At 64.3% G+C, this 22927-nt stretch carries 29 protein-coding genes, 1 tRNA gene and 1 pseudogene; 30 read left to right on the forward strand and 1 reads right to left on the reverse strand.

Going from position 1 to position 22927, the window contains the following annotated elements; all coding sequences use genetic code 11:
- The 22 genes and pseudogenes from KH616_RS07260 to tatC form a co-directional block, all read left to right on the forward strand.
- Positions 1-121, forward strand: a pseudogene (locus KH616_RS07260) (VacJ family lipoprotein); the annotation flags it as partial.
- 112 nt (positions 122-233) lie between these two features.
- On the forward strand, positions 234-863 hold the full coding sequence (locus KH616_RS07265) for a phospholipid-binding protein MlaC (protein WP_292238994.1): 630 nt from the start codon (positions 234-236) through the stop codon (positions 861-863).
- Positions 860-1129: an STAS domain-containing protein gene (locus KH616_RS07270; protein ID WP_292238996.1), complete on the forward strand. Its 270-nt coding sequence runs from the start codon at positions 860-862 to the stop codon at positions 1127-1129. Before KH616_RS07265 ends, KH616_RS07270 begins: the two co-directional genes overlap by 4 nt.
- Positions 1130-1296: 167 nt before the next feature.
- The gene (locus tag KH616_RS07275) at positions 1297-2223 is read left to right on the forward strand and encodes an ABC transporter ATP-binding protein (protein ID WP_292239000.1); all 927 of its coding nucleotides are present in this window, start codon (positions 1297-1299) and stop codon (positions 2221-2223) included.
- A complete protein-coding gene (locus tag KH616_RS07280; protein WP_292239003.1) occupies positions 2220-2975 on the forward strand; it encodes an ABC transporter permease in 756 nt (251 codons plus the stop codon). Before KH616_RS07275 ends, KH616_RS07280 begins: the two co-directional genes overlap by 4 nt.
- 93 nt (positions 2976-3068) lie before the next feature.
- Positions 3069-3308, forward strand: coding sequence for a BolA family protein (locus KH616_RS07285; protein ID WP_292239006.1), 240 nt, complete (start codon positions 3069-3071; stop codon positions 3306-3308).
- 14 nt (positions 3309-3322) lie between these two features.
- A complete protein-coding gene (gene murA / locus KH616_RS07290; protein ID WP_292239007.1) occupies positions 3323-4672 on the forward strand; it encodes a UDP-N-acetylglucosamine 1-carboxyvinyltransferase in 1350 nt (449 codons plus the stop codon).
- Positions 4669-5322, forward strand: coding sequence for an ATP phosphoribosyltransferase (gene hisG, locus KH616_RS07295; protein WP_292239009.1), 654 nt, complete (start codon positions 4669-4671; stop codon positions 5320-5322). The genes murA and hisG overlap by 4 nt, the downstream gene beginning before the upstream one ends.
- A 25-nt stretch (positions 5323-5347) precedes the next feature.
- Positions 5348-6682 (forward strand): histidinol dehydrogenase, encoded by a 1335-nt coding sequence (gene hisD / locus KH616_RS07300; RefSeq protein ID WP_292239012.1) that lies wholly within the window; start codon positions 5348-5350, stop codon positions 6680-6682.
- Positions 6683-6767: 85 nt separating this feature from the next.
- Positions 6768-7847: a histidinol-phosphate transaminase gene (gene hisC / locus KH616_RS07305; RefSeq protein ID WP_292239015.1), complete on the forward strand. Its 1080-nt coding sequence runs from the start codon at positions 6768-6770 to the stop codon at positions 7845-7847.
- A gap of 51 nt (positions 7848-7898) precedes the next feature.
- Positions 7899-8486 carry an imidazoleglycerol-phosphate dehydratase HisB gene (gene hisB / locus KH616_RS07310; RefSeq protein ID WP_292239018.1) on the forward strand — a complete coding sequence of 196 codons (588 nt, stop codon included), beginning with the start codon at positions 7899-7901 and terminating at the stop codon, positions 8484-8486.
- A 55-nt stretch (positions 8487-8541) separates the two neighbouring features.
- A complete protein-coding gene (locus tag KH616_RS07315; RefSeq protein WP_292239021.1) occupies positions 8542-9162 on the forward strand; it encodes a MarC family protein in 621 nt (206 codons plus the stop codon).
- Positions 9159-9800, forward strand: a complete 642-nt coding sequence (gene hisH, locus KH616_RS07320; protein ID WP_292239022.1) for an imidazole glycerol phosphate synthase subunit HisH — start codon at positions 9159-9161, stop codon at positions 9798-9800. Before KH616_RS07315 ends, hisH begins: the two co-directional genes overlap by 4 nt.
- A 164-nt stretch (positions 9801-9964) precedes the next feature.
- Positions 9965-10720, forward strand: coding sequence for a 1-(5-phosphoribosyl)-5-[(5-phosphoribosylamino)methylideneamino]imidazole-4-carboxamide isomerase (gene hisA, locus KH616_RS07325; RefSeq protein WP_292239024.1), 756 nt, complete (start codon positions 9965-9967; stop codon positions 10718-10720).
- Positions 10721-10845: 125 nt separating this feature from the next.
- Entirely contained in the window at positions 10846-11619 is a 774-nt protein-coding gene (gene hisF / locus KH616_RS07330; protein WP_292239026.1) for an imidazole glycerol phosphate synthase subunit HisF, read from the forward strand.
- On the forward strand, positions 11619-12035 hold the full coding sequence (gene hisI / locus KH616_RS07335; protein ID WP_292239029.1) for a phosphoribosyl-AMP cyclohydrolase: 417 nt from the start codon (positions 11619-11621) through the stop codon (positions 12033-12035). The genes hisF and hisI overlap by 1 nt, the downstream gene beginning before the upstream one ends.
- The gene (locus KH616_RS07340; protein WP_292239032.1) at positions 12032-12397 is read left to right on the forward strand and encodes a phosphoribosyl-ATP diphosphatase; all 366 of its coding nucleotides are present in this window, start codon (positions 12032-12034) and stop codon (positions 12395-12397) included. Before hisI ends, KH616_RS07340 begins: the two co-directional genes overlap by 4 nt.
- Positions 12398-12447: 50 nt before the next feature.
- Positions 12448-12840 carry a hypothetical protein gene (locus KH616_RS07345; RefSeq protein ID WP_292239035.1) on the forward strand — a complete coding sequence of 131 codons (393 nt, stop codon included), beginning with the start codon at positions 12448-12450 and terminating at the stop codon, positions 12838-12840.
- A gap of 31 nt (positions 12841-12871) precedes the next feature.
- A complete protein-coding gene (locus KH616_RS07350; protein ID WP_292239038.1) occupies positions 12872-13237 on the forward strand; it encodes a histidine triad nucleotide-binding protein in 366 nt (121 codons plus the stop codon).
- A gap of 90 nt (positions 13238-13327) precedes the next feature.
- On the forward strand, positions 13328-13561 hold the full coding sequence (gene tatA, locus KH616_RS07355; protein ID WP_292239040.1) for a Sec-independent protein translocase subunit TatA: 234 nt from the start codon (positions 13328-13330) through the stop codon (positions 13559-13561).
- A 26-nt stretch (positions 13562-13587) separates the two neighbouring features.
- Positions 13588-14142, forward strand: coding sequence for a Sec-independent protein translocase protein TatB (gene tatB / locus KH616_RS07360; protein ID WP_292239043.1), 555 nt, complete (start codon positions 13588-13590; stop codon positions 14140-14142).
- Between the two features lie 44 nt (positions 14143-14186).
- Positions 14187-14972, forward strand: a complete 786-nt coding sequence (gene tatC / locus KH616_RS07365) for a twin-arginine translocase subunit TatC (protein ID WP_292239046.1) — start codon at positions 14187-14189, stop codon at positions 14970-14972.
- A gap of 132 nt (positions 14973-15104) precedes the next feature.
- Here the strand turns inward: tatC and KH616_RS07370 are convergent, their stop codons facing one another.
- Positions 15105-16310 carry a Do family serine endopeptidase gene (locus KH616_RS07370; RefSeq protein ID WP_292239050.1) on the reverse strand — a complete coding sequence of 402 codons (1206 nt, stop codon included), beginning with the start codon at positions 16308-16310 and terminating at the stop codon, positions 15105-15107.
- Positions 16311-16331: 21 nt separating this feature from the next.
- Between KH616_RS07370 and KH616_RS07375 the strand changes: the two genes are divergently transcribed.
- The 8 genes from KH616_RS07375 to KH616_RS07410 all read left to right on the forward strand — a co-directional run bounded on the left by KH616_RS07375 (position 16332) and on the right by KH616_RS07410 (position 22649).
- A complete protein-coding gene (locus KH616_RS07375) occupies positions 16332-17078 on the forward strand; it encodes a Nif3-like dinuclear metal center hexameric protein (RefSeq protein ID WP_292239053.1) in 747 nt (248 codons plus the stop codon).
- Between the two features lie 219 nt (positions 17079-17297).
- A complete protein-coding gene (petA, locus tag KH616_RS07380) occupies positions 17298-17918 on the forward strand; it encodes a ubiquinol-cytochrome c reductase iron-sulfur subunit (protein WP_292239068.1) in 621 nt (206 codons plus the stop codon).
- Positions 17919-17963: 45 nt separating this feature from the next.
- Positions 17964-19346, forward strand: coding sequence for a cytochrome bc complex cytochrome b subunit (locus tag KH616_RS07385; RefSeq protein ID WP_292239071.1), 1383 nt, complete (start codon positions 17964-17966; stop codon positions 19344-19346).
- Positions 19347-19367: 21 nt separating this feature from the next.
- On the forward strand, positions 19368-20126 hold the full coding sequence (locus KH616_RS07390; RefSeq protein ID WP_292239057.1) for a cytochrome c1: 759 nt from the start codon (positions 19368-19370) through the stop codon (positions 20124-20126).
- A 93-nt stretch (positions 20127-20219) separates the two neighbouring features.
- Positions 20220-20831 carry a glutathione S-transferase N-terminal domain-containing protein gene (locus KH616_RS07395; protein ID WP_292239060.1) on the forward strand — a complete coding sequence of 204 codons (612 nt, stop codon included), beginning with the start codon at positions 20220-20222 and terminating at the stop codon, positions 20829-20831.
- 58 nt (positions 20832-20889) lie between these two features.
- Positions 20890-21411, forward strand: coding sequence for a ClpXP protease specificity-enhancing factor (locus KH616_RS07400; protein WP_292239062.1), 522 nt, complete (start codon positions 20890-20892; stop codon positions 21409-21411).
- Between the two features lie 18 nt (positions 21412-21429).
- Positions 21430-21505, forward strand: a tRNA-Thr gene (locus tag KH616_RS07405).
- 97 nt (positions 21506-21602) lie between these two features.
- Positions 21603-22649, forward strand: a complete 1047-nt coding sequence (locus KH616_RS07410) for a site-specific integrase (RefSeq protein ID WP_292239065.1) — start codon at positions 21603-21605, stop codon at positions 22647-22649.
- Positions 22650-22927: the final 278 nt, after the last annotated feature.

The raw sequence follows: 22927 nt of genomic DNA on the forward strand, positions 1-22927 counted from the left end.
GGCCGCGTCGGATGCCTAGGCCGGGGCGCCGAACCCGGCCAGCGCGACGAATGTGCCGCCGATGCAGGTGGTGCCGCCATCGCCCGGCGGCCTGCGTTTCCCGAGCATCAAGCTGCATTGACGCGATTTACATTCGTTACAGCCAGAAACGATTCAGCCGACGGCGCACGCGAACTTGCGCGTAACCTAACGGCTCCAACCTTTGCATCGACTCACTCATGCAGGTCAATTTTATGAAGAAACTGTTTTTGATCCCGGTTTTCGCCGCGTTGTTTTCGTTCGGCGGCGGCGCGTACGCGCAAGTCGACCAGTCGAATCCGCAAGCGCTGATCAAGAGCGCGACGCAGCAGGTGCTCGATGAAGTCCGCCAACAGGCGATCAAGCAGGGCGACACCAATCGCATCATCACGATCGTCAACAAGGACATCCTGCCGTATGCCGATTTCCGCCGCACGACGCAGCTCGCGATGGGCCGTCACTGGCGCACGGCGTCGCAGGCGCAGCAGCAGCAGGTGATGGACCAGTTCAAGATGCTGCTGATCCGCACGTACTCGGGGGCGCTGGCCCAGCTGAAGCCGGACCAGCAGATCCAGTATCTGCCGTTCCGTGCGGGTCCGGAGGACACCGATGTCGTGGTGCGTACGGTCGCGATGAACAACGGCCAGCCGGTCCAGATCGACTACCGCCTGTACAAGACCGCGCAAGGCTGGCGCGTGTACGACCTGAACGTGCTCGGCGCATGGCTGATCCAGACGTATCAGCAGCAGTTCAACGAGAAGATCCAGCAAAGCGGCGTGGAAGGCCTGATTCAGTTCCTGGCGCAACGCAACCAGGAACTTGCCGCCGGCAAGCAGGCGTCGTGAGCAGCTTCGACGCCGGCTCCACGCTGACCCTCGCGAGCGCGAAGGACGCGCTCGCGTCGGGTATCGCGCGCATCGGCGCGGGCGCCACCGCCGTCGACTGCGCGGCGCTGACGCAGTTCGATTCGGCGGCGCTCGCCGTCCTGCTCGCATGGCGGCGGGCCGCGTACGAGCGCAACGTCACCCTCGATATCCTCAATCTCCCTCCCAAGCTCGCCAGCCTCGCGCAGGCGTACGGCGTCGACGCGCTCATCAACGAGCGACATTGACCTTTCGCGACTGAAGGCCGCGCCCTGCGGGGCGTCGGCGACCGGATGGCCGTCCCCCCGCCCCGTTTGCCCTATAATCAAGCGTTTTGCGGGGCTGACAATCGGCCCCTTTTTTCTTTCGCTCCAAGCACACAATTCGCGTCGCGGCCATTGCGCCGCGCACAGTCATGTCAGCCATAGAAATCCGTCACGTCAAGAAGCGCTACAAGTCGCTTCAGGCGCTCAAGGGCGTCAGCCTGTCGGTCGAGGAAGGTGAGTTTTTCGGTCTGCTCGGCCCCAATGGGGCAGGCAAGACCACGCTGATCAGCATCCTCGCCGGGCTTGCCCGAGCCGACGAAGGCAGCATCGCGGTGCGTGGCCACGACGTCGTCAAGGACTTCCGGGCGGCGCGCCGCGCGCTCGGCGTCGTCCCGCAGGAACTGGTGTTCGATCCCTTCTTCACGGTGCGTGAAACGCTGCGGATCCAGTCCGGCTACTTCGGGCTGCGCGACAACGACGACTGGATCGACGAAGTGATGGCCAATCTCGACCTGACCGAGAAGGCCGACGCGAACATGCGCGCATTGTCGGGCGGCATGAAGCGCCGCGTGCTCGTCGCGCAGGCGCTCGTGCATCGGCCGCCCGTGATCGTGCTCGACGAGCCGACCGCCGGCGTCGACGTCGAGTTGCGCCAGACGCTGTGGAAATTCATTTCACGTCTGAACCGCGAGGGTCACACGATCGTGCTGACCACCCATTACCTCGAGGAAGCCCAGTCGCTGTGCGACCGCATTGCGATGCTGCGCCGGGGCGAAGTGGTCGCGCTCGACCGTACCGACACGCTGCTGCAGCGCTTTGCCGGCCTGCAGCTCTATCTGCGCATCGCGAACGGCGTGCTGCCGCATGAGTTGCGCGCGCTGGAAATCGATCCGCCGGCCCGCGCGCCGGGCGAGCACCTGCTGCGGCTCACCAGCTACGACGAGGTCGAGCGCATCCTCGCGCAGTGCCGCGCCGCGGGCTGCACGTTCGACGAGATCGAGGTTCGCAAGGCCGACCTCGAAGATGTGTTCGTCCAGGTGATGAACGGGGCTGAGGTGGTCGAGGGGCTGGCATGAGCGGTTTTCGCACGTTGTTCTACAAGGAAATCCTGCGCTTCTGGAAGGTGTCGTTCCAGACGGTGCTCGCGCCGATCGTCACGGCGCTGCTGTATCTGACGATTTTCGGCCATGCCCTGACGGGCCGCGTCGAGGTGTACCCGGGCGTCGAGTACGTGAGCTTCCTCGTGCCGGGGCTCGTGATGATGAGCGTGCTGCAGAACGCGTTCGCGAACAGTTCGTCGTCGCTGATCCAGTCGAAGATCACCGGCAACCTCGTGTTCATGCTGCTGCCGCCGCTGTCGTACCAGGATATCTACGGCGCGTACGTGCTCGCGTCCGTGGTGCGCGGGCTGGTGGTCGGCGCGGGCGTGTTCGTCGTCACGGTCTGGTTCGTTCCGATGAACTTTGCCGCGCCGGCCTACATCGTCGCGTTCGCGCTGCTCGGCGCGGCGATCCTCGGCACGCTCGGCCTGATCGCCGGGATCTGGGCCGAGAAGTTCGACCAGCTCGCCGCATTCCAGAATTTCCTGATCATGCCGCTGACATTCCTGTCCGGCGTGTTCTATTCGACGCATTCGCTGCCGCCCGTGTGGCGCGAAATCTCGCGTCTCAACCCGTTTTTCTACATGATCGACGGCTTCCGCTACGGGTTCTTCGGCATGTCCGACATCAACCCGCTCGCTAGTCTCGCGATCGTCACCGGTTTCTTCGTGCTGCTCGCATTGTTCGCGATGCGGCTGCTCGCGACCGGCTACAAACTGCGTCATTGATATGAAGCGTCCCCCGCTCACGGCGTTTGCCGGTCGCCCGCGTGGCGAACCGGAACATCCGGGCGGGGCAGCGCATACCGACAGGAGCATTTCATGTTGCCGACTCCCGAACAGGTCAAGCAATACATCGCGGGCGGGCTTGCCTGCACGCATCTGGAAGTCGAAGGCGACGGCCAGCATTTCTTCGCGACGATCGTGTCGCCCGCCTTCGAGGGCAAGCGGCTGATCCAGCGGCACCAGCTCGTCTACGCGGCGCTCGGCGACCGCATGAAGCAGGAAATCCACGCGCTCAGCATGAAGACGCTGACGCCCGCCGAATGGCAGAACGCATAACCGGAATCTAGTCAGTGCAAGTCACCGTCAAAGAACACGACGCCGTCGAACGCGTCGCCACGGCACACCCGGCCGGCAATCGGGATTCGCAGGGACATGGCATGGACAAGCTGGTGATCGAAGGCGGCCGCCGCCTGTCGGGCGAGATCGTCGTTTCCGGCGCGAAGAACGCGGCGCTGCCAATTCTGTGCGCGGGCCTGCTGTCGGCCGAGCCGGTTCACCTCGACAACGTGCCGAACCTGCAGGACGTGCGCACTACGCTGAAAGTGCTCGGCCAGATGGGCGTGAAGAGCGAGATGACGGGCAGCCACGTGCAGCTCGACGCGTCGCGCGTCGACAATCTCGTCGCGCCGTACGAGCTCGTGAAGACGATGCGCGCGTCGATCCTCGTGCTCGGCCCGCTCCTCGCGCGCTTCGGCGAGGCCAAGGTGTCGCTGCCGGGCGGCTGCGCGATCGGCGCGCGTCCGGTCGACCAGCACATCAAGGGCCTGCAGGCGATGGGCGCGGAGATCAATATCGAGCACGGCTTCATCGAAGCGCGTGCGAAGCGCCTGAAGGGTGCGCGCATCGTCACCGACATGATCACCGTGACCGGCACCGAAAACCTGCTGATGGCGGCGACGCTCGCCGACGGCGAGACGATCATCGAAAACGCCGCGCGCGAGCCGGAAGTGAGCGACCTTGCGCATCTGCTCGTGGCGATGGGCGCGAAGATCGACGGGATCGGCACCGACCGGCTCGTGATCCAGGGTGTCGAGCGCCTGCACGGCGCGCACCACGCGGTGATCTCCGACCGCATCGAGGCCGGCACGTTCCTGTGTGCGGTCGCGGCGGCGGGCGGCGACGTGACGCTGACGGGCGTGCGCCCGCACATCCTCGACGCGGTGATCGACAAACTGCGCGAAGCCGGCGTGTCGATCGAGGAAGGCGACAGCTGGCTGCGCGTGAAGATGGACCGCCGTCCGTCCGCGGTGACGGTCCGCACGTCCGAGTATCCGGCCTTCCCGACCGACATGCAGGCGCAGTTCATGGCGCTCAACGCGGTGGCGACCGGCACTGCGCCGATTGTCGAGACGATCTTCGAGAACCGCTTCATGCACGTGCAGGAACTGAACCGGCTCGGCGCAAACATCACCGTCGACGGCAACACCGCGCTCGTCGCGGGCGTCGAGAAACTGTCCGGCGCGAAGGTGATGGCGACCGACCTGCGCGCGTCTGCGAGCCTCGTGATCGCGGGCCTCGTCGCGGACGGCGAAACGCTTGTCGACCGCATCTACCATCTCGACCGGGGTTATGACCGGATGGAAGCCAAACTGACTGCTGTGGGCGCGAACGTGCGCCGCATTTCCGGGAGCCAAGCATGAGCGCGCCGCTGACCCTCGCCCTCTCGAAGGGCCGGATTTTCGAGGAAACCGTGCCGCTGCTCGCCGCGGCAGGCGTGCAGGTCGCCGAGGATCCGGAGACGTCGCGCAAGCTGATCCTGCCGACGACCGACCCGAACCTGCGCGTGATCATCGTGCGCGCGACCGACGTGCCGACCTACGTGGAATACGGCGCGGCGGATTTCGGCGTGGCCGGCAAGGACGTGCTGATCGAGCACGGCGGCTCGGGCCTGTACCAGCCGATCGACCTGAACATCGCGCGCTGCCGGATGTCGGTCGCGGTGCCCGCCGGCTTCGACTATGCGAACGCCGTGCGCCAGGGCGCGCGCCTGCGCGTCGCGACCAAGTACGTCGAGACGGCGCGCGAACATTTTGCCGCGAAGGGCGTGCACGTCGACCTGATCAAGCTGTACGGCTCGATGGAGCTGGCGCCGCTCGTCGGCCTCGCCGACGCGATCGTCGACCTGGTCAGCTCGGGCGGCACGCTGCGTGCGAACAATCTGGTCGAGGTCGAGGAGATCATGCCGATCTCGTCGCGCCTCGTCGTGAACCAGGCTGCGCTGAAGCTGAAGCGCACGGCGCTCAAGCCGTTCCTCGACGCGTTCGAACGCGCATCGCTGGGCGGCGCGTAAGCGCATTACCGAAACGGAACTCCCCATGCCACTCACCATCCGCAAACTCGATTCGACGGACGAAGGCTTCGATGCCGCGCTGCGCGCGGTGCTCGCGTTCGAGGCGAGCGAAGACGAGGCGATCGAGCGTTCGGTCGCGCAGATCCTCGCAGACGTGAAGGCGCGCGGCGACGCCGCGGTGCTCGACTACACGAACCGCTTCGACCGGCTGAGCGCGCCGAGCGTCGCCGCGCTCGAGCTGTCGCAGGACGCGCTGCAGGAGGCGCTCGACGGGCTCGAGCCGAAAGCGCGCGCGGCCCTCGAAGCTGCCGCGGCGCGCGTGCGCGCGTACCACGAGAAGCAGAAGATCGAATGCGGCAGCCATAGCTGGCAGTACACGGAGGCCGACGGCACCGTGCTGGGCCAGAAGGTGACGCCGCTCGACCGCGTCGGCCTGTATGTGCCGGGCGGCAAGGCGGCGTATCCGTCGTCCGTGCTGATGAACGCGATTCCGGCGCGGGTGGCGGGGGTCGGCGAAATCGTGATGGTCGTGCCGACGCCCGACGGCGTGAAGAACGAGCTCGTGCTTGCCGCGGCGCTGCTGGGCGGCGTCGACCGCGTATTTACGATCGGCGGCGCGCAGGCCGTGGCCGCGCTCGCATACGGCACCGAGACGGTGCCGCCGGTCGACAAGATCTGCGGGCCGGGCAACGCGTATGTCGCGTCGGCGAAGCGCCGCGTGTTCGGCACGGTCGGCATCGACATGATCGCCGGCCCGTCGGAGATCCTCGTGCTGTGCGACGGCACGACCGATCCGAACTGGGTTGCGATGGATCTGTTCTCGCAGGCCGAGCACGACGAACTCGCGCAGTCGATTCTCCTGTGTCCGGACGCATCGTTCATCGAGCGCGTCGAGAAGGCGATCGAGGAGCTGCTGCCGACGATGCCGCGCCAGGCGGTGATCCGTTCGTCGCTGGAAAACCGCGGCGCGCTGATCAAGGTGCGCGACATGGCCGAGGCATGCCGGATCGCGAACGACATCGCGCCGGAGCACCTCGAGATTTCCGCGCTCGAGCCGCAGCAGTGGGGCAAGCAGATCCGCCACGCGGGCGCGATTTTCCTTGGCCGCTATACGAGCGAAAGCCTCGGCGACTACTGCGCCGGCCCGAACCACGTGCTGCCGACGTCGCGCACCGCGCGCTTCTCGTCGCCGCTCGGCGTATACGACTTCTTCAAGCGCTCGAGCGTGATCGAGGTCAGCGCCGAGGGCGCGCATACGCTCGGCGAGATCGCCTCCGAGCTGGCGTACGGCGAGGGGCTGCAGGCGCACGCACGCAGCGCCGAATACCGGATGAAGGGCGCGGGCCGCCAGGGCAACTGAGCGCCCGAACGGGAAACGACGGGCAGGGCGGCGGCCGCCGCCTTGCCGATTTGATGCCGGTGCGAACCGCGCCGGCCTGCAGAACATGACGACGCCACAAGACATCATCCGCCGGGACGTGCTCGCAATGACGAGCTACCCGGTGCCGGACGCGAGCGGATTCGTGAAGCTCGATGCGATGGAGAATCCGTACCCGCTGCCGGAGCCGCTCGCGACCGCGCTCGGCGAGCGCCTCGCGCAGGTCGCGCTGAACCGCTACCCGGCGCCGCGGCCCGCCGCGCTGCTCGACAAGCTGCGCCACGCGATGGGCGTGCCGGCCGGGTGCGACGTGCTGCTCGGCAACGGCTCCGACGAGATCATCAGCATGATGTCGGTCGCGTGCGCGAAGCCCGGCGCGAAGGTGCTCGCGCCGGTGCCGGGCTTCGTGATGTACGAGATCTCCGCGAAATTCGCGCAGCTCGAATTCGTCGGCGTGCCGCTGAAGGCGGATCTGACGCTCGACGTCGACGCGATGCTTGCGGCGATCGACGAACATCGGCCCGCGCTCGTCTACCTCGCGTACCCGAACAACCCGACCGGCACGCTGTACGACGACGCCGACATCGAGCGGATCGTCGCCGCGGCCCGGCACAGCCTGATCGTGATCGACGAGGCGTATCAGCCGTTCGCCGAGCGCAGCTGGCTGCCGCGCGCGGCGGAGTTCGACAACGTCGTCGTGATGCGCACGGTGTCGAAGCTCGGTCTGGCGGGCATCCGTCTCGGCTATCTCGTCGGGTTGCCCGCGTGGCTGAACGAATTCGACAAGGTGCGGCCGCCATACAACATCAACGTGCTGACGCAGGCGACCGCCGATTTCCTGCTCGACCACCTCGGCGTGCTCGACGCGCAGGCGGCCGAGCTGCGCGCCGAACGCGCGCGTCTCGCGCAGGCGGTGGCGGCGCTGCCGGGTGCGACCGTGTTCCCGAGCGCCGGCAATTTCCTGCTGGTGCGCGTGCCGGATGCCGCCGCGGTGTTCGACACGCTGCTCAGCGAACGGGTGCTGGTCAAAAACGTGAGTAAAATGCACCCATTGCTGGCCGGATGCGTGCGGCTGACCGTTGGCTCTCCCGACGAAAACGCCCGCCTGCTGGCCGCATTGAAGCGCGCGCTGCCCATGCAAGCCTGACGCCGCGCGACGATCAATCCCCATTTATATCGACTCATTCAAGGAATCACCATGCGTGTGGCGGAAGTCGTTCGCAATACCAGCGAAACGCAGATCCGTGTGAAGCTCAATCTCGACGGCACCGGCCAGCAGAAGCTGGCGACCGGCGTGCCGTTTCTCGACCATATGCTCGATCAGATCGCACGACACGGCCTGATCGATCTCGACGTCGAGGCGCATGGCGATACCCATATCGACGACCACCATACGGTCGAGGACGTCGGCATCACGCTCGGCCAGGCGGTCGCGAAGGCGGTCGGCGACAAGAAGGGCATCCGCCGCTACGGCCATGCCTACGTGCCGCTCGACGAGGCGCTGTCGCGCGTCGTGATCGACTTCTCCGGCCGGCCGGGCCTCGAATTCCACGTGCCGTTCACGCGCGCGCGGATCGGGACCTTCGACGTCGACCTGTCGATCGAGTTCTTCCGTGGTTTCGTGAACCATGCGGGCGTGACGCTGCACATCGACAACCTGCGCGGGATCAACGCGCATCACCAGCTCGAAACGGTGTTCAAGGCCTTTGGCCGGGCGTTGCGGATGGCGGTGGAGCTGGACGACCGTGCGGCGGGGCAGATTCCGTCGACCAAAGGCAGCCTCTGACCACACTGGACGCGAAGAATAACCACACGGTTCCGGCGCGTCGCGCCGGCTTGCGATGGATCTGCTTAAATCATTTATTTCATTGCTCGCGCTGATCAACCCGGTCGGCGCGGTGCCTTTTTTTCTGAGTCTCACAGCGCAGCAGACGGATGACGAGCGCCGCCGCACGATCCGGGTCGCCTCGGTGTCGGTATTCTGCGTGATGACGGTGACGACGCTGCTCGGCCAGCAGATCATCGACTTCTTCGGCATTTCGGTCGGCTCGCTGGAGACCGGCGGCGGCATCATCATGCTGCTGATGGCGATCAACATGCTGAACGCGCAGATCGGCAATACGCGTTCGACGCCGGAAGAGCGCGACGAGGCCGAACTGAAGCACAACGTCGCGGTTGTGCCGCTCGCGATCCCGCTGCTGACGGGCCCCGGCTCGATCAGCACGATGATCGTGTATGCGGCGAATTCGCATCACTGGTATCAGCGGGCGGGGCTTATCGCGATCGGCGCGGTCCTGGCCTGCCTGTGTTTCGTCGCGATGCGGCTCGCCGAGCCGATCGCCAACTGGGTCGGCCGCACCGGCATCAATATCGCCACGCGGCTGATGGGTTTGATGCTGTCGGCGCTGGCGGTGGAATTCATCGTCGATGGACTGAGGGCATTGCTGCCTGCACTGAGATGAAAACTTCGATTGCGATTGTGGATTATGGGATGGGCAACCTGCGCTCGGTCGCGCAGGCGCTCAAGCAGGCCGAACCGGCCGCCGACGTGGCGATCGTCGATACGCCGGCCGCGATCCGCGCGGCCGACCGCGTCGTGCTGCCCGGCCAGGGCGCGATGCCGGACTGCATGCGCTGTCTCGGCGAATCGGGCCTGCAGGAAGCGGTGATCGAGGCGTCGCGCACGAAGCCGCTGCTTGGCGTGTGCGTCGGCGAACAGATGCTGTTCGACTGGAGTGCCGAAGGCGACACGCAGGGCCTCGGCCTGCTGCCGGGCAAGGTCGTGCGCTTCTCGCTCGGCGGCCGGCTGCAGGACGACGGTTCGCGCTTCAAGGTGCCGCAAATGGGCTGGAACCGCGTGCGCCAGGCGCAGCCGCACCCGCTGTGGGACGGCGTGCCGGACGACGCCTATTTCTACTTCGTGCACAGTTATTACGTGACGCCGGACAACCCGGCGCATACGGTCGGCGAAACGGTTTACGGTGCGCCGTTTACGTCCGCGGTCGCGCGGGACAACATCTTCGCGACCCAATTCCATCCGGAAAAAAGTGCGGAAGTCGGGTTGCGTCTGTATCGCAACTTCGTACACTGGAAACCGTAATACGCGGTGCGAAAGTCCCGACCGGCGTGCGCCGCACGTCCGCCGCGCGGGGCTCGAGCGCCAAAGCGCCGAACGACTTGTACTAAACTAGCGAGACGGCGCCGCACTGGATGGGCCAGTGCGTGCGCCGATCTTTTCTTTCTCCCAGACGACATCCGATTGCTATGCTGCTGATTCCGGCCATCGATCTCAAAGACGGTCAGTGTGTGCGCCTCAAACAGGGCGATATGGACCAGGCCACGATTTTTTCCGAGGACCCTGCGGCGATGGCCCGCAAATGGGTCGATCTCGGCGCCCGGCGGCTGCACCTCGTCGACCTGAACGGCGCGTTCGCCGGCAAGCCGAAGAATCTCGAGGCGATCGAAGCGATCCTCGACGAAGTCGGCGACGAAATCCCCGTACAGCTCGGCGGCGGCATCCGCAGCCTCGAAACGATCGAGAAGTATCTCGACGCCGGCCTGTCGTACGTGATCATCGGCACCGCGGCGGTGAAGGATCCGGGCTTCCTGCAGGACGCGTGCAGCGCGTTCGCGGGCAGCATCATCGTCGGCCTCGACGCGAAGGACGGCAAGGTCGCGACCGACGGCTGGAGCAAGCTGACCGGCCACGAGGTGATCGACCTCGCCCGCAAGTTCGAGGATTACGGCGTCGAATCGATCGTCTATACCGATATCGGCCGCGACGGCATGCTGCAGGGCATCAACATCGAAGCGACGGTGAAGCTCGCGCAGGCGGTCGGCATTCCGGTGATCGCGAGCGGCGGCCTGTCGAACATCGACGACATCGAAAAGCTCTGCGAAGTGGAAGAGCTGGGTGTCGAGGGCGTGATCTGCGGCCGCGCGATCTACTCCGGCGATCTGGACTTCGCATCCGCGCAAAAACGCGCGGACGAACTGAACGGCGAACTCGACGACGCCTGATTTCGGCGTCCCTTCTTCGCCCGGGCCGCACGCCGGGCGGCCCTGACCGGGGCGCTCCTGACCGGGCGTCCCTGACCGGGCGTCCTTGACCGGGCATTCCCAACCGCGGCACTTAGTGCAACATCATGGCTCTAGCTAAACGCATCATCCCCTGCCTGGACGTGACCGCCGGGCGCGTCGTCAAGGGCGTCAACTTCGTCGAACTGCGCGATGCGGGCGATCCGGTCGAGATCGCTCGCCGCTATGACGAGCAAGGCGCCGACGAACTCACGTTCCTCGACATCACCGCGACATCGGACCAGCGCGACCTGATCCTGCCGATCATCGAAGCGGTCGCATCGCAGGTCTTCATCCCGCTGACGGTCGGCGGCGGCGTGCGTGCCGTCGAGGACGTCCGCCGCCTGCTGAACGCGGGCGCGGACAAGGTCAGCATGAACTCGTCCGCGGTCGCGAATCCGCAGCTCGTGCGCGACGCGGCCGACAAGTACGGCTCGCAGTGCATCGTCGTCGCGATCGACGCGAAGCGTGTGTCCGCCGACGGCGAGGCGCCGCGCTGGGAGGTGTTCACGCACGGCGGCCGCAAGAACACGGGCCTCGACGCGATCGAATGGGCGCGCAAGATGGCCGAGCTCGGCGCGGGCGAGATCCTACTGACGAGCATGGACCGCGACGGCACGAAGTCGGGTTTCGATCTCGCACTGACGCGCGGCGTGTCGGACGCGGTGCCGGTGCCGGTGATCGCCTCGGGCGGCGTCGGCTCGCTGCAGCACCTCGCTGACGGCATCAAGGAAGGCCGTGCGGATGCCGTGCTCGCGGCGAGCATCTTCCACTACGGCGAGCACACGGTCGGCGAGGCGAAACGCTTCATGGCCGGGCAGGGCATTCCGGTGAGGTTGTGATGGCGACGGACAACGCAGTGCAGCCAGCGTGGCTCGACAAGGTCCGCTGGGACGACAACGGCCTCGTGCCGGTGATCGCGCAGGAAGCGTCGACGAACGACGTGCTGATGTTCGCGTGGATGAACCGCGAGGCATTGGCGAAGACGATCGAAACGAAGCGCGCCGTCTACTATTCGCGTTCGCGCAAGCGCCTGTGGTTCAAGGGCGAGGAGTCGGGCCACGTGCAGCATGTGCACGAGGTGCGCCTCGATTGCGATGAGGACGTCGTGCTGCTGAAGGTCGAGCAGGTGTCGGGCATTGCGTGCCACACCGGCCGGCATTCGTGCTTCTTCCAGAAATTCGACGGCACCGTCGACAGCGGCGACTGGGTCGCGGTCGATCCGGTGCTGAAAGATCCCGAACACATCTACAAATGACGCAAACGACCGAAGACACGCTGCTGCGCCTGGCCGCCGTGATCGATAGCCGCAAGGGCGGCGATCCCGAACAATCCTACGTGTCGCGCCTGTTTCACAAGGGCGACGACGCGGTGCTGAAGAAGATCGGCGAGGAAGCGACCGAAGTCGTGCTCGCCGCCAAGGACGTGCGGCAAGGCGGCGCACCGACGGCACTCGTCGGCGAAGTGGCCGACCTCTGGTTTCATTGCCTCGTGATGTTGTCCCATTACGACCTGAGCCCGGCCGACGTGATTGCGGAGCTGGAGCGCCGCGAAGGCCTGTCCGGCATCGAGGAGAAGGCGCTGCGCAAGCGTCGCGAGCGCGAGGAAAACGGCGGCTGACGCATTTTGCCGCACGGCTGTAAGCATTGTCATCGAACGGGGGTAGCATCATGACGGATACGCCGAGCCGGATCCCGCAGACGCCGTACCAGCATGCCGCCGACAGCGAGCGCCTGAGCAGCCTGCGCATGCTGACGCACGTGCTGTACGCCCTGTACGCCGTGCACTGGCTGACGGGCGGCATCACCGGTCTCGTCGCAATCATCATCAACTACGTGAAACGCGCGGATACGGCAGGGACACCGTACGCAGACCATTTCGAGTGGCAGATCCGCACGTTCTGGCGTTCGCTGATCGCCTATGTGATCGGGGTCGCGCTGCTCTTCGTCGGCGTGGGGTTTCTGGTGCTCGGTGCGGTGTGGGTCTGGACGCTGTACCGTATCATCAAGGGCTGGCTGTATTTGAACGACAACAAGGCGCTCGATCCGCAGGCATGGTTCTGACGATCGCAGCGGACGCGTTTTCTGGAGCAACATGAGTCACGATCCGAATTGCCTGTTCTGCAAGATCGCCGCAGGCGAGATCCCGAGCACGAAGGTGCACGAGGACGACGAATTCGTCGCGTTCCGCGACATCCGCCCGGCGGCCGAGACGCACGTGCTCGTGATCCCGCGCAAGCACCTGCCGACGCTGTCGGCGGTGGGCGAGGACGATGCGCCGCTGCTTGGTAGAATGATGGTGCTCGTCGCGCGACTGGCCGACCAGCTTGGCGTGGCCTACAGCGGCGGCGAAACCGGATTCCGCACGGTGATCAACACGGGGCCGGGTGGCGGGCAGGAGGTTTACCATCTGCATGCCCATATCCTGGCTGGCCCGCGTCCCTGGCACCGGATGGGTTGACGGCGCGGGGCGATTCCCGGGTCGATAGTCGAAGCCGGCGCACTGCCGGCGATTTGCGCCGCGAGCGGCGCGGTTGAGGAGAGTTTCATCATGGGTGGATTGAGCATTTGGCACTGGCTGATCGTGCTGCTGATCGTTGCGCTGGTATTCGGCACGAAGAAGCTGCGCAATATCGGCAGCGATCTGGGCAGTGCCGTGAAGGGCTTCAAGGACGGCATGAAGGAAGGCGAAGCGCCGCCGGACGCGCAACAGCTGCCGCGTTCGGGTTCGGTGAACGTCGATGCGAAGGAAACGTCGCGTTCGTCCGATTCACGCAAGGCGTAACGCCGGCACGCTGACGGACATCCGCGATGCTGGATCTTGGTCTTTCGAAGATGGCGCTGATCGGCGTCGTCGCGCTCGTGGTGCTCGGCCCCGAGCGCCTGCCGCGCGTCGCGCGCACGGCGGGTGCGCTGCTCGGCCGTGCACAGCGCTATATCAACGATGTGAAGTCGGAGGTCGCGCGCGAGATCGAACTCGACGGGTTGCGTACGATGAAAAGCGACTTCGAGACGGCCGCGCGCAATGTCGAGAACACGATTCAGGACACCGTGCATCAGCACGAAACCGACCTGAAGGACTCGTGGAAAAAAGCGGTCGGCGTGACCGTTTCCGACGAATCGACGCCGGTGAGCGCGGATCTCGACGATTCTCTAGCGGCGGCGAGCGCTGATACCCCGGCCGCGCCGATCCCGCGCGGTTCCGCCGTGCTGGCGCAGAAGCGCCGGAACTGGCGGGTCAAGCAGGCGGCCATGCCCGTCTGGTACAAGCGCGCCACGACGCGCCGTACGCACGTGCAGTCCGGTGCCGCGCGTGTCGCGCGCCATCAGCCGGCGGTCTTGCGCCGGCCGGCGCGATTCTTCTGAGCTGCGCGCATGCGCGCTCGTCAATCCTCCAACCGAGGGCCGGTGTGAGCGACCCCCAGCAAAAGCCGGGCGAAGGCCCGCAAGAAACCTTCATTTCCCATCTCGTCGAGCTTCGCGACCGCATCATTCGGGCGGGGCTGGCCGTGATCGTCGTGTTCCTCGGGCTCGTCTACTGGGCGCCGGACATTTTCCGGCTGCTCGCGCGTCCGCTGATGGAAAACCTGCCGAAAGGCGGCAAGATGATCGTGACGGACGTGACCGGCTCGTTCTTCGTGCCGATGAAGGTCACGATGCTCGTTGCGCTCGTGATCGCGCTGCCGGTCGTGCTGTACCAGATCTGGGCGTTCGTCGCGCCGGGGCTGTACCAGCACGAGAAGAAGCTGGTCATGCCGCTCGTCGGCAGCAGTTACTTCCTGTTCCTGTGCGGGATGGCGTTCGCATACTTTTTCGTGTTTCCGACGATCTTCCGGGTGATGGCGCACTACAACACGCCGCTCGGGGCGGAAATGTCGACCGATATCGACAATTACCTGAGCTTCGTATTAGGGATGTTCATCGCGTTCGGGGTGACGTTCGAGGTGCCGGTCGTCGTCGTGCTGCTGGTTCGCATGGGCGTGCTGACGGTGAAGAAGCTCAAGGAGATCCGGCCCTACGTCGTCGTCGGCGCATTCATCGTCTCGGCGATCGTCACGCCGCCTGACGTGCTGTCGCAGCTGATGCTCGCGTTGCCGCTCGTGCTGCTGTACGAAGCGGGGATCATCGCGGCGCGGCTGCTGGTCCGCAAGCTGCCGGAAGCGGAAGCCGAGGAGAACGGCGAAGCGGCGAGTTGACGGCGCATCGGGCGACAGCGGCCAGCGAGCCTGCCGTCGTCAGCCGGGGAACGGGCCAGCCGGCCGCCCCGCGCGACAAACAAAAAGGGCAGCCGGCCGGCTGCCCTTTTTTCTGCCACGATGCGCGCGGCGTCATTCGGTATCGCTGTCCTGCTGATCGGCCGCCTGCTTTGGCGGCGGCGGTCGCTTGCCGATCACGACATTGAGGTTGAGTTCCTTGCCCTTGCGGACGACGTGCACCTTGGCTGTCGCGCCCGGCTTGATCTGTGCGACAACGTTGAGCAGCTTCGTCGTATCGCCGATGTCCTCGCCGTTGACCGACACGAGGATGTCGCCCGGACGGATGCCGGCCTTGTCCGCCGGGCCGCCTTGCAATACGCCCGCGACGATCGCGCCCGACTTCTGCTGCAAGCCGAACGACTCGGCGATTTCCGGCGTGACGTCCTGCGGCTCGACACCGATCCAGCCGCGTGTGACCGAGCCCGTCGTGATGATGCTTTCGAGCACGGTGCGGGCGGTCGACACCGGAATCGCGAAGCCGATGCCCAGCGAGCCGCCGGAGCGCGAATAGATTGCCGTGTTGATCCCGAGCAGGTTGCCGTTGACGTCGACGAGCGCCCCGCCGGAATTGCCCGGGTTGATCGGTGCGTCGGTCTGGATAAAGTTCTCGAAGGTGTTGATGCCGAGGTGATTGCGGCCGAGCGCGCTGATGATTCCCATCGTGACCGTCTGGCCGACACCGAACGGGTTGCCGATCGCGAGCACGACGTCGCCGACGCGCGCCTGATCGGCGCGGCCGAGCGTGATCGTCGGCAGATCGGGCAGATTGATCTTCAGCACGGCGAGATCCGTTTCCGGATCGATACCGATCACTTTTGCGGTCGCGGTGCGGCCGTCGGCGAGCGCGACCTCGATCTGGTCCGCGCCGTCGACCACGTGCTGGTTGGTTAGAATGTAACCTTCAGGACTCACGATAACGCCCGAGCCAAGGTTGGACGCCGGCTCGTCCTGCTGCTTGCGCGCGTTGCGGTCGCCGAAGAAGTAGCGGAACAGCGGATCCTTGGCGCGCGGATCGGCCGGCAGCGAGCCGTCCTTGCTGGAAAACACGTTGACGACGGCCGGCATGGCCTTTTGTGCGGCATCCGCGTAAGAAGATGGCGCAGGTGCGCCGCCGATGCCCGGTGCGACTTCGCGCAGCGCGACAATCGGCGTGGCGAGCTGCTTGCCGAGCTGTCCTTGCCGTTGCAGCCATTGCGGCTTGAGCGTCACGACGATGAACATCAGCGCGAGCAGCACGGTGACCGCCTGCGCGAAGAACAGCCAGAAGCGTCTAAGCATCTGAATGGACTAGAGGATTATATGGATCGGATCGAACTTGAATTGTACTTGAACAATACCCTTGAAACTGCGCGCTTCAAGGACTATTGCCCGAACGGTCTGCAAGTCGAGGGCCGTCGCAAGATCGAAAAGATCGCGACCGGCGTGACCGCGTCGGTCGCGCTGCTCGAAGCGGCGCTCGAATGGGGGGCGGATGCCGTGCTGGTCCATCACGGCTATTTCTGGCGCAACGAGGCGCCGCAGATCACCGGTCGCAAGTACCGGCGTCTGAAACTGCTGCTCGCGAACGACCTGAACCTGTTCGCGTTCCATCTGCCGCTCGACGCCCACCCCGAATTCGGCAACAACGCGCAGCTCGGCGCGAAGCTCGGGCTGATCGGCGATTCGCGTTTCGGGGAAGGCGACCTCGGCTGGATGGCGACGCTGCCGATGCCGGTGACGCTCGAGCACTTTGTCGCGAAGGTGGAGAACACGCTCGGCCGTACGCCGCTCGTGCTCGGCGATCCGGATATGCAACTGCGTCGCATCGCGTGGTGCACGGGCGCGGCGCAAAGTTACTTCGACGCCGCGATCGACGCGGGCGCGGACGTGTTCCTGACCGGCGAGGTGTCGGAGCCGGTGACGCACGCAGCGGCGGAGAGCGGCGTGGCATTCGTTGCGGCGGGGCACCATGCGACCGAGCGCTACGGCATCCAGGCGCTCGGCGACCATTTGTCCGAGCAATTCGGTCTCGAACACCTTTTTATCGATATTCATAACCCGGTCTGAACGAACCGGATTGCTGCGACGCGTCGAAATTCCGGAATGTGGCGAACGCTTAAAAGAGCAATGATTTAATTGCTCCGATAGTGCGGGGAAACCCTTAACTATCAAACACTTCGAAGGGATTTTCATCTCCGGGCCTTGTAAATGGCGACTCCATTCGAGCAAACTAGCGGCGGAATGGAAAGTCGTGACGGAAAATCCAACTCAGAAGTGGGGCGTGTGATGCGAGACAAGGAAGAGAAACGCGTCGACAGCAGCCGCCGTACCTGGCTGATTGCGACATCCGTAGTAGGTGGCGTGGGGGGAGTCGCCGCCGTCGTACCATTCGCGGCGTCGATGGCGCCGTCGACCAAGGCAAAAGCGGCCGGCGCGCCGGTCGAAGTCGATATCGGCAACCTGAAGCCGGGCGAACTGCTGACCGTGGCCTGGCGCGGCAAGCCTGTCTGGGTGCTGAACCGAACCGATGCGATGCTCTCCGATGTGGTCAAGGCCGACAAGGAAGTCGCCGATCCGACCACGAAATCTCCCTATTCGATGCCGTTGCCCCCGTATTGCGCGAATGAATATCGCTCGCGGGCCGATCGCAAGAACATTCTCGTCGTCATGGCGGTGTGCACGCACCTCGGTTGCACGCCGTCGCAACGCTTCGTGCCAGGGCCGCAGCCGAACCTGCCGGACGACTGGCCGGGCGGGTTCCTGTGCCCGTGCCACGGTTCGACCTACGATCTGGCAGGCCGCGTCTTCAAGAACAAGCCGGCCCCGCAGAATCTCGATGTTCCGCCCTACATGTTCACGTCGGCAAACACGCTCGTGATCGGCAGGGACGAGAAAGGAGAAGCGTAAATGGCGACGGAACACAACGAAGTCACCACGGCAGGTCTCGCCGAAATGGCGGCGAAACACGGGGAAGTCACCACGACAGGTCTCACCGGCTGGATCGATGCGCGCTTTCCGTGGACGCTCACGCTCAAGAAGCATGTGACCGAGTACTACGCGCCGAAGAACTTCAACTTCTGGTATTTCTTCGGCTCGATTGCGCTGCTCGCGCTCGTGAACCAGATCGTCACCGGGATCTTCCTGACGATGAACTACAAGCCCGACTCGGCGCTCGCGTTCGCGTCGGTCGAGTACATCATGCGCGAAGTGCCGTGGGGCTGGCTGATCCGCTACATGCACTCGACGGGCGCATCGATGTTCTTCGTCGTCGTCTATCTGCACATGTTCCGCGGGCTGCTGTACGGCTCGTACCGCAAGCCGCGCGAACTCGTGTGGATCTTCGGCTGCGCGATCTTCCTGTGCCTGATGGCCGAGGCGTTCTTCGGCTATCTGCTGCCCTGGGGCCAGATGTCGTTCTGGGGGGCGCAGGTGATCGTGAACCTGTTTTCGGCGATCCCGTTCATCGGCCCGGATCTGTCGCTGTGGATTCGCGGCGACTACGTTGTATCCGACGTCACGCTGAACCGTTTCTTCGCGTTCCACGTGATCGCGATTCCGCTCGTGCTGATCGGCCTCGTGATCGCGCACCTCGTCGCGCTGCATGAAGTGGGCTCGAACAATCCGGACGGCATCGAGATCAAGGCGAAGAAAAACGCGGACGGCATCCCGCTCGACGGCATCCCGTTTCATCCGTACTACTCGGTGCACGACTTCCTCGGCGTGTGCGTATTCCTGATCGTGTTTGCGATGATCGTGTTCTTCGCGCCGGAAATGGGCGGCTACTTCCTCGAGTCGAACAACTTCATCCCGGCGAACCCGCTGCAGACGCCGCCCGAAATCGCGCCGGTCTGGTATTTCACCGCGTTCTACGCGATGCTGCGTGCGACCACCGACCCGTTCAAGATCGTCCTGATGATCGTGATCGCGGCGCTCGGCGTGCTCGCGCTGATCCGCGCGCGCGGCAAGTGGAAGATCGGGTTGCCGGTGCTGGCCGCGGCGATCGTCATGTTCATGTACCTGACGGAATCGAAATTCTGGGGTGTCGTCGTGATGGGCTCGGCCGTGGTGTCGATGTTCTTTTTGCCGTGGCTCGATCGCAGCCCGGTGAAGTCGATCCGTTACCGGCCGCTATTCCACAAGGTGTTCCTCGGGATCTTCGTCGCCGCGTTCCTGACCCTCGCATTCCTCGGCACCCGGCCGCCGTCGCCTGTCGGGACGGTGATCGCGCAGGTGTGCGCGCTGATCTATTTCGCGTTCTTCCTCGGCATGCCGGTCTGGACGCCGCTTGGCACGTTCAAGCAGCCGCCGGAGCGGGTGCGCTTCAAGCCCCATTAACGTGAGCGAGGAGAGGACGACATGAAAAAACTGCTTTCGACGCTCGCGCTGATCGGTGCGACAGCCTGTGCGCTGCTGGCGGCGCCCGTGTCGGCCGCGGAGGGCAATTTTCCGCTCGACCGGGCGCCCGATAACACGGAAAATCTCGTTTCGCTTCAACACGGCGCGCAATTGTTTGTAAACTATTGCCTGAATTGCCACAGCGCGAACCTGATGCGCTACAACCGTCTGACGGATCTGGGGATATCCCAGAAGGAGATCGAGCAGAATCTCCTGTTTACGACCGACAAGGTCGGCAACACGATGTCCGTCGCGATGCGGCCCGACGACGCCAAGAACTGGCTGGGCGTGACGCCGCCCGATCTGTCCGTCGAGGCGCGCGCGCGCAGCCGCGACTGGCTGTATACGTATCTGCGGAGCTTCTACCGCGACGATACGCGGCCGACGGGCTGGAACAATGCGGTATACGAAAACGTCGGCATGCCCCATGTGATGTGGCAGTTGCAGGGGCAGCGCATCGCAAAATTCGAGGAAAAGACGGACGAGGAGACGGGCGAGAAGGCGCGCACGCTCGTCGGCTTCCAGCAGGTGAGCCCCGGAGCGCTGTCGCCGGTGGATTATGATGCTGCCGTGGCCGACCTGGTGGCGTACATGACATGGATGTCCGAACCCGCCCAGCAGCTTCGCAAGCGCCTCGGGGTCTGGGTGCTGGTGTTTCTCGGCGTCCTGACTTTCCTGGCCTGGCGGCTCAATGCCGCGTACTGGAAAGATATCAAGTAATCACGCCTGACCGGCGTGGGGCCGGCGCAAGGATGAATCCGCGGAAGGGTTCTGCTGCGCGCTGGCCCTCGGCTTTTTTGAGGAAACGCAAATATGATGGTTCTGTATTCCGGCACAACTTGCCCGTTCTCCCAGCGTTGCCGGCTGGTGCTGTTCGAGAAGGGCATGGATTTCGAGATTCGCGACGTCGACCTGTTCAACAAGCCGGAAGACATCTCGGTGATGAACCCGTACGGCCAAGTGCCGATCCTCGTCGAGCGCGACCTGATCCTGTACGAATCGAACATCATCAACGAGTACATCGACGAGCGCTTCCCGCACCCGCAACTGATGCCGGCCGATCCGGTGCAGCGCGCGCGTGCACGCCTGTTCCTGCTCAACTTCGAGAAGGAGCTGTTCGTCCACGTGAGCACGCTCGAGAACGAGAAGGGCAAGGCTGCGGAGAAGATCCACGAGAAGGCGCGCCTCGCGATTCGCGATCGCCTGACGCAGCTCGCGCCGATCTTCGTGAAGAACAAGTACATGCTCGGCGAAGAGTTCTCGATGCTGGACGTCGCGATCGCGCCGCTGCTGTGGCGCCTGGATCACTACGGCATCGAACTGTCGAAGAACGCGGCGCCGCTGATGAAGTACGCGGAGCGGATTTTCAGCCGTCCGGCGTATATCGAAGCACTGACGCCTTCCGAAAAGGTCATGCGTCGTTAACGGCGTGACGGGGCGGGCGGCGCGGTTTGCGCGCCCTCGCTCCGGTTCGAGGATTGTGATGCAAGAGATTTCAACGAAGCCTTACCTGCTGCGCGCGCTGTACGAGTGGTGCACCGATAACGGTTACACGCCGCATATCGCGGTGAGAGTCGACAATTCGACGCGCGTGCCGCGTCAGTTCGTGCGCGACGGCGAGATCGTGCTCAACATCAGCTTCGAAGCGACGAGCCAGCTGCAGATGGGCAACGAGTGGATCGAATTCACCGCGCGTTTCTCCGGCAAGGCGCACAAGATCGAGATTCCGGTGGCGAACGTTCTGGCGATCTATGCCCGCGAGAACGGGCAGGGAATGGCGTTCCAGGTCGATGTGGTCGCACAGGAAGGTGAGGATTCGGGCGCGTTCGACAGTGAGGATGTCACCGAAGACTCGAGCGGCGATCGTGAGCCGTCAGCCGGGCTGACGCCGGTGAGCGGCGGCGGTGCGACGAATGAAGAACCGTCGGAAGGCGCGAGCGAGCCGCCGAAATCTGACGGCGACGGTTCGAAGAGCGGAAGACCTCGCCTCAAGATCGTGAAATGAGGTAGAATCTCTCGCTTAGCCGGCTTAGCTCATCTGGTAGAGCAGTTGATTTGTAATCATCAGGTGGCGGGTTCGAGTCCTGCAGCCGGCACCAATAAAATCAAGGGGTTACGCGAGTTTCGTGTAACCCCTTGATGCTTTTTGGGCCCTCCCGGTACAGTATTGGTACACTGCGCCATCGCGAGGGCATCATGGCCGTCATCCAAAAACGAGAATCAGGCAACTGGAAAGCCATCGTTCGCAAGAACGGTTGGCCGACCACGATCAAGACTTTCCGCACCAAACGCGATGCCGAGGATTGGGCACGTCGGACCGAGGATGAGATGGTTCGGGGTGTCTACCTGTCGCGTGCTCCCTCCGAAAAGCTCACGGTTTCGGCTGCGCTGAAGCGGTACATGGAAGAGGTGTCGGTCACCAAGAAGGCGACCACGCAGCGCAGCGAGCGCTTTACCTCGCAGCACTTGGCTGCATTCTTTGGGAAGTATTCGATGGCGGCCGTCAGTGCCGAGCTCGTCGCGAAGTACCGCGACGAGCGGTTGTCGACCGGCAAGTCGAACAACACCGTGCGGATCGAGCTGGCGATGCTTGGGCATCTGTTCCGGGTGGCGATTCAGGAGTGGGGGATCGGCCTGACGTTCAATCCAGTCGCCAACATCCGGAAACCTAGCCCCGGTGCTGGCCGGGATCGGCGCTTGACGCCAGAAGAGCAGCAACGGCTTTTCGCGGCCGCCGATGCCCATAGCAATCCGATGCTCGGATGGATTGTGCGGTTGGCCGTCGAAACCGGTATGCGCTCATCTGAGATCACGGGCCTGCGCCGCTCACAAGTCGATCTGAACCGCCGGGTTGTCACCCTCAAGGACACCAAGAATGGCTCCGCGCGCTTGGTTCCGTTGACTCGCGTGGCGGTCGAAATCTTGCGCTCAGCGCTGGACAATCCTATCCGGCCGATTGACGTCGATCTCCTGTTCTTCGGGGAGCCGGGGCGAGACGGAAAACGCAAGCCCTACGTGTTTCAGAAGCTCTGGGCGAGCATCGTGCAGACAGTTGGCTTAGCCGACTTACATTTTCACGATCTACGCCACGAGGCCGTGAGTCGGCTCGTCGAAGCCGGGCTGAGCGACCAAGAGGTCGCTTCGATCAGCGGACACAAGTCGATGCAGATGCTGAAGCGATACACCCACCTTCGCGCAGAGGATCTTGTTGAGAAGCTGGATCGGGTTCAGCAGCCCGCATAGTCGGTTGAGGTAAGAATAATAATATTCTTATTCTTCTTATTATTTGACGGACATCGGCAAGATCTCGCGTTAAGAGTGCATGCGTTCTCGCATGCGAGAAATCCGGTTGCCGGCGTCGAGCGTCGGGAGTGTCCCGCCACAAACGGAGGGCAGAGGGGGCCCCTTTGGGGAATTGGAAGCGTTGCTGCGCATCGGGCCGTTGTCGCGCGGCTAGCGCGGCCGGCGGGACCGAGCAGCGGGTATGGCCGGCGCGGCTGCTGTCGTCGCATACTGGCCCG

Origin of the sequence: Burkholderia sp., from assembly GCF_018375725.1 — a bacterium.
Taxonomy (GTDB): domain Bacteria; phylum Pseudomonadota; class Gammaproteobacteria; order Burkholderiales; family Burkholderiaceae; genus Burkholderia.